The 15685-nt window shown below is 76.0% G+C and carries 13 protein-coding genes; 8 read left to right on the top strand and 5 right to left on the bottom strand.

Annotated features, from left to right (window positions below):
- Positions 1–167: 167 nt before the first annotated feature.
- Together ABZW10_RS04650 and ABZW10_RS04645 are read right to left on the bottom strand one after the other, a co-directional pair.
- A complete protein-coding gene (locus ABZW10_RS04650) occupies positions 168–1295 on the bottom strand; it encodes a nucleotide disphospho-sugar-binding domain-containing protein (protein ID WP_355359839.1) in 1128 nt (375 codons plus the stop codon).
- 249 nt (positions 1296–1544) lie between these two features.
- A complete protein-coding gene (locus ABZW10_RS04645) occupies positions 1545–1970 on the bottom strand; it encodes a YjdF family protein (protein ID WP_355359836.1) in 426 nt (141 codons plus the stop codon).
- Between the two features lie 312 nt (positions 1971–2282).
- Here ABZW10_RS04645 and ABZW10_RS04640 point away from each other — a divergent pair, with 312 nt between their 5' ends.
- Positions 2283–2705, top strand: coding sequence for a cold shock domain-containing protein (locus tag ABZW10_RS04640; RefSeq protein ID WP_355359833.1), 423 nt, complete (start codon positions 2283–2285; stop codon positions 2703–2705).
- A gap of 104 nt (positions 2706–2809) precedes the next feature.
- On the opposite strand, the gene ABZW10_RS04635 is transcribed toward ABZW10_RS04640, so the two are convergent.
- Together ABZW10_RS04635 and ABZW10_RS04630 are read right to left on the bottom strand one after the other, a co-directional pair.
- Entirely contained in the window at positions 2810–3397 is a 588-nt protein-coding gene (locus tag ABZW10_RS04635; protein ID WP_355359830.1) for a lytic polysaccharide monooxygenase, read from the bottom strand.
- Between the two features lie 308 nt (positions 3398–3705).
- Positions 3706–4533: a hypothetical protein gene (locus tag ABZW10_RS04630; protein WP_355359827.1), complete on the bottom strand. Its 828-nt coding sequence runs from the start codon at positions 4531–4533 to the stop codon at positions 3706–3708.
- Positions 4534–4929: 396 nt separating this feature from the next.
- On the opposite strand from ABZW10_RS04630, the gene ABZW10_RS04625 reads away from it, so the two are divergent.
- From ABZW10_RS04625 to ABZW10_RS04610, 4 genes are all read left to right on the top strand, one after another.
- On the top strand, positions 4930–6315 hold the full coding sequence (locus ABZW10_RS04625; RefSeq protein WP_355359824.1) for a cellulose binding domain-containing protein: 1386 nt from the start codon (positions 4930–4932) through the stop codon (positions 6313–6315).
- A 456-nt stretch (positions 6316–6771) separates the two neighbouring features.
- Complete coding sequence (locus ABZW10_RS04620; protein ID WP_355359821.1) at positions 6772–7293, top strand: recombinase family protein; 522 nt, start codon at positions 6772–6774, stop codon at positions 7291–7293.
- A 115-nt stretch (positions 7294–7408) separates the two neighbouring features.
- A complete protein-coding gene (locus tag ABZW10_RS04615; RefSeq protein WP_355359819.1) occupies positions 7409–10360 on the top strand; it encodes an AAA family ATPase in 2952 nt (983 codons plus the stop codon).
- A 137-nt stretch (positions 10361–10497) separates the two neighbouring features.
- On the top strand, positions 10498–10674 hold the full coding sequence (locus tag ABZW10_RS04610; protein WP_355359816.1) for a hypothetical protein: 177 nt from the start codon (positions 10498–10500) through the stop codon (positions 10672–10674).
- Positions 10675–10807: 133 nt separating this feature from the next.
- On the opposite strand, the gene ABZW10_RS04605 is transcribed toward ABZW10_RS04610, so the two are convergent.
- The gene (locus ABZW10_RS04605) at positions 10808–11248 is read right to left on the bottom strand and encodes a hypothetical protein (protein ID WP_355359813.1); all 441 of its coding nucleotides are present in this window, start codon (positions 11246–11248) and stop codon (positions 10808–10810) included.
- Positions 11249–11562: 314 nt separating this feature from the next.
- Between ABZW10_RS04605 and ABZW10_RS04600 the strand changes: the two genes are divergently transcribed.
- From ABZW10_RS04600 to ABZW10_RS04590, 3 genes are all read left to right on the top strand, one after another.
- The gene (locus ABZW10_RS04600) at positions 11563–12642 is read left to right on the top strand and encodes an LLM class flavin-dependent oxidoreductase (protein ID WP_355359810.1); all 1080 of its coding nucleotides are present in this window, start codon (positions 11563–11565) and stop codon (positions 12640–12642) included.
- Positions 12639–13757 carry an LLM class flavin-dependent oxidoreductase gene (locus tag ABZW10_RS04595; RefSeq protein WP_355359807.1) on the top strand — a complete coding sequence of 373 codons (1119 nt, stop codon included), beginning with the start codon at positions 12639–12641 and terminating at the stop codon, positions 13755–13757. The genes ABZW10_RS04600 and ABZW10_RS04595 overlap by 4 nt, the downstream gene beginning before the upstream one ends.
- Before the next feature lie 235 nt (positions 13758–13992).
- Complete coding sequence (locus tag ABZW10_RS04590; RefSeq protein WP_355359804.1) at positions 13993–15519, top strand: S8 family serine peptidase; 1527 nt, start codon at positions 13993–13995, stop codon at positions 15517–15519.
- The last annotated feature ends 166 nt before the right edge of the window (positions 15520–15685 follow it).

Below are 15685 nucleotides of genomic sequence, written 5' to 3'. Positions count from 1 at the left end.
GGGTCGTGTTGGGAGCACCTTAGGGCCGGGCGCCGACACACGGGAGCGAATTTCGCGCGGGGGTTCGACCGGCGGAGTCGCGGTGCCGCGGCTCACGGGCCGGGTCCTGACGCGCGGACGCCCCGGACCGCCGCACGGGCGGGCCGGGGCGTCACCCGGACCGGGGGTCAGGGGCGGGCGGTGACGAGGGCCTCGATGTCGGGGACGACGGCCGCCGGGCTCGGCAGGGCGTCGTTCTCGGCGCGCAGCCGCTCGGCCCCCTCACGCAGGACCGGGTCGGTGACGAGGCGGGTGAGCAGCGCGGTGTCGACGTCCGCGGAGGAGGAGCTCAGCGCGGCCCCACTGGCGACCAGGATCTCGGCCACCGTGAAGTTGTCCGCGCCCTGGGGCAGCAGGAGTTGGGGCAGACCGGCCTGCATCCCGGTGAGGGTGCTGCCGGAGCCGCCGTGGTGGACGACCGCGTCGCACACCCGCAGCAGTTCGGCGAGCGGCACCCACGGCAGCGGGTGGACGTTGGCCGGCAGGCCGCCCAGGTCGGCGAGGTCGGCGTCGCCGACGGCGAGCAGGAACTCGGCGTCGGCCCCGGCGGCGGCCTCGACCAGCGGCGCGATGGCGTCCAGTCCGTCTATCCCGGCGATCACCGTGCCGAGGGTGACGGCGACCCGCGGCCGCACGCCGCGGTGCAGCAGCGCGGCGGGGACGACGCCACCGCCGTTGTACGGGACGTAGCGCATCCGCAGGCCGCCCGGGTCGCCGCCGAGCGAGGCCGGCACGATGTTCAGCGGGGTGGAGGCGGCGGGCCCGGCCACGCCGTGCTTGTCGTAGACGTCGGTGAAGCGGGCGGCCAGCCGGGAGGCCATGTCGAGGCCGGAGCTGAGGCCGAAGTTCTGCAGCGCCGCCGGGATGCCGAGCTTGGCCGCGACCAGCTGGGCGGAGGCCAGACACGAGTCGTGGACGATCAGCTGGGCGTCCCAGCCGGCGGCCACCGCCAGCAGGTCGTCCACGGTGGAGCGCGACGCGAGCGCGAAGGCGGCGGCGCCGACCTCCATGATCTCCTCCTGGGTGAGGTCCGGCTGGGCGTAGTGCGCCTGGCTGCCGGCGACCTCCTCGAAGGCCTCCCGTACGGTCCGCCCGTCGCCGATCTCGACGATCGGGAACCCGGCCTGCCGGAGTTCCTCCATCGGCCGCGGACTGGCGAACAGCACCTCGTGCCCGGCGGCCCGGACGGCCTGGGCGGTCGGCACCATCGGGAAGAGGTGGCTGGGTGCGGCCGGGCCGGTGAAGAGAATGCGCACAACGGTCTCCTGGTGGTTCTCGGGTCGGTCGTCCTCGGATCGCGCGGGGAGCGATCCGCTCGCCCCCTCAACTGACGCACGATCAGTTGCTCTTCCCGGTGGGATCGATAATCGGACGTTCCGGTGCGCGACTGTGGGAGGCCTGAGGGCTTGTGTTTCCCCGTGGCGGCGCGTGGCGCGCGGAACGCGCCGGGGACCCGCCCGTTCCGGCGGAGCACCGGAACGGGCGGGTGGGAGCGGCAGCGCGGGCTACCGGCCGCGGTGCCGGGCGCGGGCGCGCGACCTGGCCTGTTCCCGCCGTTCACGGGCGGCCTCGGCGGCGCGGCGCTTGGCGGCGGCGCGATTGAGGTGTCCGGACTGCTCGTGGGCGCGGGCCAGCGCCTCCTCGGCGGCGCTGCTCAGCGGCCGGGCCGCGAGGTCCCGGGCCGCCCGCCGGGCGAGCCGCTTCGGGCTCACCGAACGGGCGGCCGGGCGGCGGTCGGCGGCCACCGCGGGGGCGGCGAGCGCGCTGTCCAGCAGCCGGCCGAAGCCGCGGCGGACGAACTCCAGCAGCTCCGCGTTGCCGGGTTCGGCCCCGAAGACATGGCGGGCCGCCCGGACCCCGTCGGGGCCCGAGACCTCCAGTACACCGACCCAGAACGGGTCGTCGAAGAACACGCTGAACGTGCTCGGCATGGTGCGTCCTCCCATGGTGGTGCCACGTTCCCGCGCGCGGCCGCGCGTCGGGAGGAACGCGCCGGACACCCTGGGAGGGAGGTTACTGACCGCCGGCCGGGGCCGGCGGCGCCCGGACTACCGACCGGGCCGTGTTTTCGCGCGCTCCGGCACCGATGGTACGGGGCCGGGACGGCCGGGCTCCGGGGTTTTCCGGGAGCCCGGCCGGCGCCGTCCCAGCGCCGGTCGACGGCGTGCGCCCGGCGTCCCGTCCTCTATCCTCTACGTCAGGTGTCGGGCAGGGGGCCCGGGTTGTTGTCCTTGGGGGTGTGTGTGGTCACCGGTCGAGTGGTGCGGTACGACAGTGTGCGCGGGTACGGGTTCATCGCTCCGGACCACGGCGGGGAGGACGTCTTCCTGCACGTCAACGACATGCTGATGCCCGAGTCCCTGGTGCACTCGGGCCTGGTGGTGGAGTTCGAGATGGAGGAGGGCGACCGGGGGCTGAAGGCCTCCTCGGTGCGCCTGCCCAAGGGGGCGCCGGCCCGTCCGGCCGGTCCGGCGGTGCCCGCGGCCCGGGTGGCGGCGGCCGAGGGCGACGACGCGGAGTGCGACGTCCTGACCTCGGCGGAGCTCCTGCTGGAGGTGACGGAGCTGCTGCTGGAGCACGTGCCGTCGCTCACCGGCGAGCAGGTCCTGAAGGTGCGCAGCGCCGTGCTGCAGTGCGCGAAGGGCCACGGCTGGACCGAGGGCTGAGCCCGGGCGTCCCCGCCAGTGCCGTCGGCCGGCCCCCACCACGGGGGCCGGCCGACGCTCGTACGGGGTGACCGGAGGTCACGTTCCTGCGGAGTGACCGACGGTCAGAAGAGCACGTCGGTGCAGGAGTAGAACGCGTTCGCGGTGTCCGCGACGTCCCAGACCGCGACGACCACGTGGTGCCCGGTGCGGCCCGTGGGGAGGGTCGCGGTGTGCTTGGTGACGGCGTCGGGCTGGCGGCGGTTGTAGGGGACCGTCAGGAACGGCGTCAGGTCCAGGCTGGCCCGGGTGATCTTCTGGGTCGGGTCGTAGCCCTGCTTGGTCAGGAAGTAGCGGAAGTTGGTGGTCGAGTGCCGGGCCTCGATCTCCCAGGTGAAGGTCTGCTGGCCGCCGGCCGTCACCTTGGTGGTCGGCCAGTTCCCGTTGCGCGGGTTGTCCAGCGGCGCCCAGCGGGCGTCGGCGCCCGCGCAGATGGTGCCGTCGGCGGGGCCGCCGGACGGGAAGCCCTTCGGGCCCTCGACGCTCTGCGGCTCCCACTGGATGTCGCCGCAGTTCTGGACGACACCCGCGCCGCAGAGGGCCGAACGGCTCGGCGGGAGGTTGATGAACCCGTGCGAGTTGGCCGGGACGGCCATCGCGAGCGGGACGGCGACCGCGGCCAGGGCCGCGCCGACGATGTGGCGTTTGCGCATGATGCTCCTCCGTGGGGGGATGGAGAGTTGTGCCCGACGCAGGTGGCGCGCGTGGGGGTGCGCCAATCGGGTGGATCTTGGCATGCCTGCGCCAGGTGAATGCCCATACCGTAGGGAGCGCGACGCCCACCGTCAATGGTCTGGACCAGTTTGACGCTCGGTCAACCGGCGCTCACCGCCGCCGAGTTGCGCCCGTGGTCAGCGCGGTCGGCCGGGGTCGTCGGGGCGGGGTTCGAGCGCCGTCACGGTGACGGCCGTCCACGGGCGCAGCGGCCGGGTGCCGCGGACCGGCCCGGCCCGGCCGCCGGTCAGTGCCGGATCGTCGGGGCCGCCTCGCCGTAGACCCGCAGCAACTGGTGGGCGTGCAGCCAGCGCAGCTCGGCGCCGCAGGCACGCAGCGCCATGCCGAGGGCGTGGCGCATCGCCCCGTTGACCGCCGACCGGGCGGTGGCGGCCCGGGCCGCCTCCGGCAGGTCGCTGCCGGCCAGGTCGGCGAGCCCGCGGGACGGGTTCCAGCCGAGGTCCGCCGCCCCGTCCCGGTCGCCCGTGCCGCCGGTCGGGGCGCAGCGGGCGAGGGTGACGCCGGTGGCGCCGAGGTGCGGGGCGAGCGGCAGGCCCGCGAGGGCCGCGCTGCGCCGGACGGTGCCGACGACGCCCGCCGGGAGCCCGAGCTCGACCGGGGTCGGCCCGGCGGGCCGGGCCACCAGGATGCCGGGCGGCACGCGCAGGGCGCCGTCGACCGCGGCCCGGCCGTCGACCCGCAGCTCCCGGCCGACCCGGTCCCGGCCGGTCTCCAGCCCGAAGGCCGGCAGGAACTCGGCGAGCGCGTTCTCCATGGCCGTCGCCACCAGGTCCCGGGCCGATCCGGCCGCCTGGCCCGGTTCCGCCATGGCGGCGCCGGTCAGGCGCGGGGACGGCAGCCAGTCCAGGGCGGCCACGCCCTGGCAGCGGTCACGGTCGTCGACGGGGCGCGCGGGGCGGATGCGCACGCCGGGCCCCTGGTCGCCGAAGGCGACCGGCAGGCCGGCGAGCAGCACCGCGTCGGTGAGGCGGTCGGCCAGGGCGGGATCGACCCGGCCGGCGGGCGGTCCGGCGTCGGCCGGGGAGGGCGGCTGCCGGTGCGACGGGGTAGTCAACGGTGCGGGCCCTTCGGAGCGGTCCCCCGGCGACGGGGGACGGGGAGAGGACGGGGGGACGCGGTCGCGCCGACCTGTCCGGCGCACCGTCGAACTCCCGTTCCCCGGCCCTCTCATCCTCAAACGCCGCACCCGGCGGGCAGGATGGGCCGCCACGCGGCGCGGACCGGGGCTCCGCACGGCCCGCCCACCGCCGTCAACAGGCACTATCAGCCACTCCCCGCGGCGGACGCCCACGTTCCGGCCGATCGTCCCGGTTCGGGTTGACCGCCAAATTGGTCTATGCCACTTTCTGATCGCGCGGCCCGCCACCTCCTCCCCCACCCCAGCCGAGGTGAACCCGGGCTCCCCTCCGCCGGTGCCGCGCACCGACCCCCACACCAGGAGAGGAACCCCATGACCACACGCACCAGCCGCCGGCTCCCCCGCCTGCGCGCGACGCTCGCCACCGCCGTCGCCGCCGGGCTCGGCGCCGCGCTGCTCGGCGCCCTGCCGGCGGCGGCCGCCGGCGAGCCGCTCGCCGTGCAGTACCGCAACGGCGGCAGCGGCACCGCGCAGGCCTCGCCGTGGCTGAAGGTCGTCAACACCGGCTCCGCGCCGGTCGCCCTGGACCAGGTCAAGCTGCGCTACTACTTCCGCTCCGACTCCCCCTTCGCCGCGTACCGCTTCGCGTGCGACTGGGCCGTCCGGGGCTGCGCCAACGTCACCGGCACCATCGGCACCATCAGCGAGCCGGGCGCGGCGGCCGACCGCTACCTGGAGATCGGCTTCACCGCGGGCGCCGGCACGCTGGCCCCCGGGGCCGACAGCGGCGACCTGCAGCTGCGCGTCCACCGCACCGACTGGCAGGTCATGGACCAGGGCGACGACTACTCCTTCGGCGCCGCGCAGAGCGGGTACGCGAACTGGGCCAAGGTCACCGCCACCGTCGCCGGCGTCCAGGTCTGGGGCACCGCCCCCACCAAGCCGCCTGTCCCGGCGGGCCCGGTGCTCTTCGACGACTTCGACTACACCGGCCACGACGACCCGGCGCTCGCCGCCCACGGCTGGAACGCGCGCTCCGGCGGCGGCGGGCCCGGTGTGGCCGGTGCCACCTGGGCGCCCGAGAACGTCACCTTCGCCAAGGAGGCCGGCAACTCGGTGATGACCCTGCGGACGTCCACCGCCGGGACCGCCGAGTCCACCCGGCAGAGCGAGTTCCACAGCCAGGCCATGAAGTTCCGCTACGGCACCTACGCCGCCCGGGTCCGCTTCTCCGACGCCCCGGTGAGCGGCCCCGACGGCGACCACCTGGTGCAGAGCTTCTTCACCATCAACGACCTCAAGGCCCCCAACGCCGACGACTACTCCGAGTACGACTTCGAGTACCTCCCCAACGGCGGCTGGGGCGAGCCCTCGAACATCTTCTTCGCCACCTCGTGGGAGACCTACGGTCCCCAGGGCAACGACAACCAGTACACCGTCTCCCGCACCTCCTTCGCCGGCTGGCACGACCTGGCCCTGACCATCGACGACAGCGGCATCGTGTACTACGTCGACGGGGTCGAGTTCGCCCGCCACGACACCCGCTACCTCCCCGAGCGGCCGATGGTGATCGCCTTCAACCAGTGGCTCACCGACCTCGTGGGCCAGACCGGCACCGCGGCGCGCACCTACGAGGAGCAGGTGGACTACGTGCTGCACGTCAAGGACCGGGTGCTGTCGCCCGCCCAGGTCGGTGCCGCCGTCGCCGCCTACCGCGCCGCCGGGACGACCTTCACCGACACCGTCCCCGCACCCTGATCCCGACCCGGTGCGCAGCCGGCCGGGCCGCCGGGTACGCACGGGGGCGCTCGGGGCGTGTGCGAAGCGCTCCGGGGGCGCACAGTGCTTCGTCCACGACCGCAGGACCGCGAGCAGTCCGGCGGACAGGTGGCGGCCGGGGTCTGCCGGGCCCCCGGCGGAACGGGTGACGGGTGGGGAAAACCGCAGGCCGGAGAGGTCCGGCCGGAGGAACTCACCGGCAAACCCGCGCACGGGAGCCCGGCGGCCTTCCCCCGCACCACCGGGCGCCCCCGCCCCACTCTTGGCCCCGGCCGCCGGGATCCGCACGATCTCCGGTGTCCGACGCTCACCACCCCCACCGCGGCAATGGGTAGTGGCCCCCATTGATCCCCGCACCGTTCCGGAGGTCCGCTGGACACCGGCCCGTCGCCGCACTCCCCCACCCGTCACAGCGAGCAAGGCCAGGTGAACGGCATGCACGACCCCCACCAACCGGTGTACCGGCCGGTCCGGCGGTCCGCGATGTACCTGCGGTGCCGCCCGTACGACCCGCACGAGGCCGACTACGTGCGCTCCGCCATGGAGCAGCTGGCCCAGCGCCTCGGGCTGCCGTACCCGGACGTCTACGCCGACCACGGTCTGAGCACCCGGGGCCCGCTGCCGGCGCTGGCGAGCCTGCTGACGGCCGCCGAACGCGGCTGGCTGGACGTGGTGCTGGTGCCGGGCCCGTTCGTTTTCTCGCTCGACGACCGGGCGGCGGCCGACACCGTCCGGCGCCTCGCCAGGGCGGGCTGCGAGGTCGTCGAGGCACCGGGCCGGGTGATCCGCCCGGCCGCTCCGCCGTGGGACTCCCTCGGTCAGCTCCGGGACGTCCCCGGCTCGCTCCAGGAGGTCCCCGGTCAGCTGCGCGACGCCCCCGGGCACCGGCACCTCGCCGGTGCCGGCGCGGCGGCGCCGCTCCCCGACGGCGGTCCGGTGGTGTACAGCGCCGTCTGAGCCGAGGCCCGCGGCCCCGCGGCCCGGACCCCGCCCGACACGGGCGGGCCGGGCGCGGGCATCATGGAGACATGCCCGCACAGCTTCCCTCCGCCCCCGGCCGGGCCCGGTGCCGATGAACCGGCCGCCGGTACCGGACGCGCCCGAGGGGCGCGCCTTCGTCGGACGGGTCCGGGAGCTCGCCCGGCTGACCGAGGCGCTGGCCCGCCCGCCGGCCGTGCTGCTCGTCGAGGGCGAGGCCGGCGCCGGCAAGTCACGCCTGGTCGCCGAGGCGCTGCGGACGCTGACCGCGGCGGACCCCGGCGCGACGGCCCCTGACCGGACGGGCCCCGGCGCGAAGGAACGCGCCGTGCTCGTCGGCCGCTGCCACCCGCTGCGCGAGCCGGAACCGTTCGGCCCCGTGGTGGACGCCCTGCGGGACGCCGCCGCGCTGCTGCCCCCGCCCGACGCGCTGCCGCCCAGCACCGGGGCACTGCGCCGGGTGCTGCCGGACCTCGCCGACCGGCTGCCCACCGCGCCGCCCGAGGGCGGCGAACTGCTGTCCGCCCGGCGGCTGCTGGCCCAGGGCGTGCGGGCGCTGCTGGCGGCGCTGGACGATCCGGTGCTGGTGGTCGAGGACGTGCAGTGGGCCGACGACGCGACCCTCGACCTGCTGCTGCGGCTGGCCCGCGACCTGCCGCCCCGGCTGGCCCTGGTGGTCACCTACCGCCCCGAGGACCTGCCGCCCGGCACGCCGCCGCCCACCGCCGCCCACGGCGGCGCACCCACCGGGCCCGGTGCGGGCGTCGACCTGGTGCGGCTGGGCCCGCTGGACCTGACGGAGGTCGCGGAGCTGGCCCGCGCCGCGCTCGGCCCGGCGGCCACCACCGAGGTCGCCCGGGTGCTGCACGAGCGCGGCCAGGGCCTGCCGCTGGCCGTCGCGGAGGACCTGCGGGCCCTGACGGACCGCCCGCTGCCCCGGCGGGCGGCCGATCTGGCGGCCGTGCTGACGGACGCCGAGGTCCCGCGCGGGATGGTCGACGCCGCGGCCTGGCGCCTCGCCCGGCTCGGCGTGGACGGCGCGGCCGTCGTGGCCGCGGCGGCCGTGCTCGCGGTGCCCGCCGACGAGGACCTGCTCACCGCCGTCGCCGGGCTGGACGCCGCCACCGGTGCGCGGGGCCTGGCCGAGGCACTGCACACGGCCGTCCTGGAGGAGACCTCGCCCGACCGGTACGCCTTCCGTCACCGGGCGGTCGGCCGGGTCGCCCTGCAGCGGATCCCCGGGCCGGGGCGCCGGGTGCTGCACCGGCGGGCGGTCGCCGCGCTGGAGACCCACGAGCCCCGGCCGCTCGCCCGGATCGCCGAGCACACCCTGGCCATGGGCGACCGCGCGGCCTGGCAGGACCTCGCCCAGGCCGCCGCCGACCAGGCCGTCGCGCTGGGCGACCCGGGCGGCGCCCGGCGGATGCTGCGCGGCCTGCTGGACGAGCCCGACCTCGACCCGCCCCGGCGCGGCCGGGCCGCCCTGGCGCTGGCCCGGCTCGCGGCCGACGACGTCGACCCGGCGGCCAGCGTGCAGGTGCTCAGCGGCATGGTCGCCGACCCCCGGCTGCCGGTCGCCGACCGCGGCGAGATCCGGCTCGCGCTCGGCTTCCTGACGGCCGTGCACAGCGGCAACCGGGCCGGCTTCGGCCGGATCCGCGAGTCGCTGGACGAGCTGGAGGAGCGCCCGGTCCGGGCCGCCCGAGCCATGGTCGCGATCTCCATGGACGAGCGCGACGGCGCGGGCCGCCACGCCTGGGAGTGGCTCGCCCGGGCGGACCGGCTGCTGGCGGACCACCCCGACGAGGACGTGGCCGCCGCGGTCCGGGCCACCTCGCTGACCTTCCAGGCCCGGGCCGGCGACCCGGCGGTCTGGGGCCGGCTGGACGACCTGCCGCGCGCCTCCGAGAGCCCCGAGGTGATGCGGCAGACCACCCGGGCGCTGTACAACACGGGCGAGATCGCCATCGAGCTCGGCTACGACACCCGGGCCGCGGACCTGCTGACGGAGAGCCGGCGGCTGGCCCGGCTGACGGCCATCCCGTACCTGGAGTGCTACAGCCGGCTGGCGCTGATCCGGCTGGACATGCTGGCCGGGCGCTGGGACGGGGTGGAGGAACGGTTCGCCGCGCTGGGCGCCGAGTTCGACGACCTGGCGATGGCCGGGGCCGAGCGTTCGCTGCTGTTCGGGCGGCTGGCGGCGGGGCGGGGGCGGCTGGCGCCCGCCCGGGAGGAGTTCGAGATCGCCGCCCGGTACGGGCAGCGGGAGTCGCAGGTGACGGTCGCGCTGCGGGCCGCCGCCGGGCTCGGCGGCCTGCAGCTGCTGGAGGGCGACACCGCCGGGGCCGCCGCGACGGTCGGCCCGGCGCTGGCCACCGCGCGGCAGGCCGGCGCGTGGGCGCGCACCGCCGAGCTGCTGCCGGTCGCGGTGGAGGCGCTGCTGGCGACGGGCGGGCGGGCCGACGCCGAGGCCGTCACCGGGGAGGCGGCCGAGGCCATGGCCGACCGGGGCGCGCCCGCCGTGTCCGCGGCACTGGACCAGGCCCGCGGGCTGCTGCTGGCGGCGAACGGCGAGGCGTGCGCGGTGGACGCGTTCACCCGGGCCCGCGACCGCTGGCAGGACATCGGGCGGCCGTACGAGGCGGCGCGGGCGGACGAGCGGATCGCCACCGCGCTGGCCGCCGTCGACCGGGCCCGGGCGGCGGAGCGGATGGCGGCCGCCGAGCGGGTCTACCTCGGCCTGGGAGCGACCACCGACACGGCCCGGTGCCGCAAGCTGCGCCGGGACCTGGATCTCGGCGGGATCGGCTCGCCGGGGCGCCGGGGTTACGGCAAGCAGTTGTCGCCGCGCGAGCGGCAGGTGGCGGAGCTGCTCGCGCAGGGCACCGCCAACCAGGACATCGCCCAGGCCCTCTTCCTGTCACCGCGCACGGTGGAGCATCATGTGGCGAACGTGCTGCACAAGCTGGGCACCAGCCGGGCCGGGACGGCGCAGGCGCTGGCCCGGGCCGACGCCGAGGACGCGGCGGACGGCGGTTCCGGCTGATCCGGACGGGTGCCCTCATCGTTCCCGGGGAGCGATAGGTAGTCACCCGCATTGATCCGGCCGGTCCGGACGGGTTCCCTGGTGGTCACCGGCGAGCGAGCGGGGCAGCCGCTCCCCGACCTGGAGGGATCCACCAGATGAGTGCACGTCACCACGCGCTGAGCGCGACCGCCGTCCCGGCGACGGACGGCCCGGACCCGGCCGGGTCCACCGTCCGGATCTCCCCGTCCCCCCGCAAGGCCGGGCACCATCCGCTGGCCCTGGTCCGGCTGGCCCGGCTGAGCCGCACCGGTCCCGCGCACTGGGTGCACTGACGGCGCACCGAACGCGCCGGTCCCCGGGACTGCCGCGTGCGGGCGGCGGCCGGGGACCGGCTGATCATGGAAGGACGAACGGCCCTGCCCGGGCGAGCGGGCAGGGCCGTTCGCCGTGCCGGTGGCGTCCGGGTCAGCAGCCGGACGGCACCGTGATGGTGGCGGTGGCGGGCGGCCAGCCCCACTCGGTGGTCTCCAGCGAGCCCGTGGCGCTCGACCCGCACGGCACGGTGACGGTGAGCCGGCCCACCGCGGTGCCGCTGTGGTCCACCAGGACGCTGGGCGTGATGGTGCCGAGCGTGGCACCGCCGACCAGCGAGGCGGTCAGCCGGTAGGGGACCGTCCGGGCCGTCCAGCCGAGGCTGCCGGGCGAAGTCTGGCCGTAGAAGGTGACCTGGTCGCCGCTGACGGTGACGCAGATGTCGTTGACCACCACGCCCCGGTAGCCGGTGACGCAGGTGCCCGGGCCGGCCGGGGAGGTGGTGTCGGCGGTGGTGCTCTGGGCTGCGGCACCGCCGGCCCCGGCGGCGATCAGGACGGCGCTGGTGGCGAGGGTGGCGAGGAGCCGGTTCATCGGGTGATTCCCGTTCATGGGTAGGGACGACGACAATGCGAAGCCATGTGACATTTCACGCTTCACACCTCACATGCTGGCATCGATTGAGGCGGAATTCCTAATTCCACCCTGCCTTTTAAAGCCCAATGACGGATTCAGCCTTCTTATGACCGAATCCCGCCGTCGGCTTGCCTTCATGACGCCCGGTTTCCATGCATGAACACTTCATTGCGACCGTTGCCCGGGCGGTGCGCCGCCGCGCAGGATGAACCGGCCCGGCCGCGCGGACGAACGCGCGGCGGACGGGCGGCCTACAGGAGGCGATCGTCGTCGTGTCCGTGCAGCAGTTCCATCTCGCCGTCCGCCCGCCCGGCGCCGGCGGGCCCGTCATCCCCGCCCCGCTCGACCAACTCGACCAGCTCGACCGGTTCGACCGGCTGGCCCGGTTGGCCCGGGCCGCCGAACGGGGCAGGTTCGACTTCCTGCTCCTCGCCGAGACCGCGCCGCCCGCGCCACCCGGGCCGGAGGTCCTGACCGCCCTGAGCACCCTGGCCGCCGCCACCACGCGGCTCGGACTCGCCGCCGGCGTCGGCCCGGCCGCCCATCAGCCCTACGAACTGGCCCGGCGGCTGGCCTCGCTCGACCACCTCAGCGAGGGCCGCGCGGCCTGGAGCGTGACCACCGGCCCGGACGGCGCCGCCGCAGCGGGCGGCCTCCGCCACGGCAGCCCACCGCCGGACGCCGACCGGGACGCCCACGCCGCCGAGTTCCTGCGCGCCGCCCGGACGCTGTGGGACAGCTGGGCGGAGGACGACGTCCCTGCCGACCCGGCCGAGGGCGCCTTCGTACGGCCCGGCGCGGGCGCCTTCGCCCACCGGGGAGCGCACTTCGACCTCGCCGGCCGGTTCACCACACCGCGCGCACCACAGGGCCACCCGGTCGTCGTCCGGACCGTCACCGCCCCGCGGGACCTGGCCTCGGCCGCCGCCGACGCCGACGTGCTGGTCGTCCCGTACACCGGCCTCGCCGAGGCCCGGGAGCTGCGCCGGGACCTCGCCGACCGGCTCGCCGCGCACGGCCGGTCCCCGCAGGACCTGAGGGTGCTCACCACCCTCACCCACGCACTCGCCGACACCTCCGCCGCCGACGCCCCCGCCGCGGAGGTCGCGGACGTCGCCGGCACGCCGGAACAGGTCGCCGACACGCTCACCGCGTACGTCCGGGGCGGCGGCTCGGACGGATTCCTGCTCACCCCGTACGCGGCCCCCGACGCGCTGGACGCGTTCGTCGACCGGGTGGTGCCACTGCTCCAGGCGGAGGCCCTGCACCGCACCGAGTACACGGGCCCCACCCTCCGCGACCACCTCGGGCTCGCCCAGGCCCGCCGACCGAGCCGGGAGGCCACCGCATGACCAGCCCCTCCGCACCCCGATCCGGCGGCGGCCTGCCCCCGCTGCACCTCGCCGTCGCCCTGGACGGCGCCGGCTGGCACCCGGCCGCCTGGCGCTCCGAGGGCGCCCGCCCCGGCGAGCTGTTCACCGCCGGCTACTGGGCCGACCTGGTGACCGAGGCCGAGCGGGGCCTGCTCGACCTGGTCACCTTCGAGGACGCCCTCGCCGTCCAGTCCGTGGGCCTGCAAGGGCCCGACGACCGCACCGACCAGGTGCGCGGCCGGCTCGACGCCGTCCTGATCGCCGGCCGGGTCGCCCCGCTGACCTCCCGGATCGGCCTGGTGCCCACCACCAACGTCACCCACACCGAGCCGCTCCACCTGGCCGCCGCCCTCGCCACCCTCGACCACGCCGCCCCCGGCCGGGCCGGCTGGCGTCCGCAGGTCTCCGCCCGCTCCGACGACGCCGCCCACTTCGGCCGCCCCGCCCCGGCCACCCTGACGGCGGCCGACCTCGCCTCGCCCGACACCATCTCCGCCCGCCTCGCCCCGATCTTCGACGACGCCGCCGAGGTGCTGGCCGCCGTCCTCCGGCTCTGGGCCGAGCGCGGGCACGCCCTCCCGGTCACCGTCCTCGCCCACGCCCGCATCCCGTACGAACTGGCGGCCAAGGGCGGCGACGTCGCCTACGTCACCCCGCACTCCCCCGACGACACGGCGGCCGTCCTCGCCGCGGTCGCGTCCGCCGCCACCGCTGTCGCCCGGCCCGCCGACCGCCCCCTCAAGGTCCTCGCCGACCTGGTGGTCCTCCTCGACGACCGCCCGGGCGAGGCCGCCCGCCACAAGGACCGGCTGGACGAGCTCGACGGCGCCCCGCTCACCTCCGACGCCGAGGTCTTCGCCGGCACGCCCGCCGAACTCGCCGACCTCCTGCTCTCCTGGCGCACCGTCGAAGCCGGCGGCCTGCGCCTGGACGGCTTCCGCCTGCGCCCCGCCCGCCTCCCGCACGACCTCCTGGCGATCACCCGCGGACTCGTCCCCGAACTCCAACGCCGCAGCGCCTTCCGCACCGCCTACACCACCGCCACCCTCGCCGACCACCTCGCCCTGCCCACCCCGGCTCCCACCCGCAGCTGACGCCGGTTCACGAAGCGCGGACCGAAAGGCCCGACCCCGGGGCGACGGAGGGCCCCGGGGTCGGGCCCGCGCGAGCAGCAGGACGCTGCAATCCGCGGACGAAGAACGGAGACCGGGCCATTGCTGGTCGGCGAGAGGGCGGGATAGCTTCGTTCCTGTACCACCCGTCCTACACCTGCCCTGGCGTCACTCTGCCCTCGGGCGGGTCCTGCACCCCGGATGATGCGGAGACCACATGGCTCGACGACGTTCCTTACTGCGGCTCGGCCCGGCCGTACCGATCGTGCTGTCGCTGACCGCCTCGCTCGGATTCCTCCCCGCAGCGGCCTCGGCAGCGCCGCAGGTTCGGCCCACCGCGCAGGCCGAGGACGCGCGGACCCTGTCCTACGTCGTCAACACCACGACCGACCGTCGCACGATCGCAGCGGTCCGACAGGCCATCACCGCGGCCGGCGGCACCATCGTCGTCGGCTACGACGGGATCGGCGTCATCGTCGCCCACTCGGCGGACCCCGACTTCGGCGAGCGGCTGCGCGCGGTACGCGGCGTGCAGTCGGCGGGTGCCACCCGGACCTCGCCGCTGAGCACGGTGGGGACGACCGGCGAGGGTCCGGTCCAGTACCTGACGGAAGCGGAGGCCGCGAAGCTCGCGCAGGCGTCCGGCGGCGAAACCGAACCCCTCGAGGCCGAGCAGTGGGCCCTGCGGACGATCGGCGCGGACAAGGCCGCGCGGATCAACCCGGGCAGCAGGGACGTCACGGTCGCCGTGATAGACACCGGCGTCGACGACACCCACCCGGACCTCTCCCCGAACTTCTCCCCCTCGCAGTCCGCGAACTGCGCCAGCGGCAAGGCCGACACCACCTACGGCTCCTGGCGGCCGGCGGACCCGGCCTACTTCCACGGCACGCACGTGGCGGGCTCGATAGCCGCGGCCCGCAACGGCATCGGCATCGCGGGCGTGGCGCCCGGGGTCAAGGTCGCCGGCATCACGGTCGCCCAGCCCACCCCGCGCCAGCTGATATACGCCGAGAGCGTCGTCTGCGCCTTCGTGTTCGCCGCCGACCACGATGTGCAGATCACCAACAACAGCTACTACGTGGACCCGTGGCAGTACAACTGCCTGGACGACCCCGACCAGAAGGCCATCGTCGACGCGGTCAACCGCGCCCAGCTCTACGCCCAGCGCAAGGGCACCCTCAATATCGCCGGAGCCGGCAACTCCAACCACGACCTGGCCTCCGATGCCATCGCCGACGGTCGCAGCCCCAACGACTCCACCCCGGCCGACCGGACGATCGACCCGCACAGGTGCCTGGACCTGCCCGCGCAACTGCCCGGCGTCGTCACGGTCAGCGCGACCAGCGCCAAGAACACGAAGTCGTACTACTCCAACTACGGCCTCGGTGTGATCGACGTCGCGGCGCCCGGCGGCGACCGGTACCAGGCCTCGGACGCACCGTCCGGACACCCCGGCGTCCTGTCGACGCTGCCGGGCAACCAGTACGGCTACGAGCAGGGCACGTCCATGGCCACTCCGCACGCCTCAGGTGTGGCCGCACTGCTCAAGTCCGCCCACCCGCACGCGACACCGGAGCAGTTGCAGGCACTGCTCAAGGCCCAGGCCGACAACCCCGGATGCCCGGCCGACCCGTACGACGGGAACGGCGACGGCGTCGTGGACGCCACCTGCGCGGGCGGCAGGCGCGTCAACGGCTTCTACGGCTTCGGCATCGTCAACGCGCTGCGCGCGGTCCGGTAACCGCACCGCACGCGCGGGTCCCGCTGCGGCGGTCGCCCCGGGACAACCCCGGTTCCGCCCCCTGGACGAAGCGCCCCCGGCCGTCGCGGACGGGGGCGCTGCCGCATTCACCGTCAACCTGACCGCCCAGGGCCTCACCTTCGCGGCCGGGACCGCCCGGCACGCA

Origin of the sequence: Kitasatospora sp. NPDC004723 (genome assembly GCF_040609255.1) — a bacterium.
Lineage (GTDB): Bacteria > Actinomycetota > Actinomycetes > Streptomycetales > Streptomycetaceae > Kitasatospora.
The sequence above is the reverse complement of the archived record's forward strand: the minus strand, read 5'-3'. Positions and strand labels throughout refer to the sequence as shown.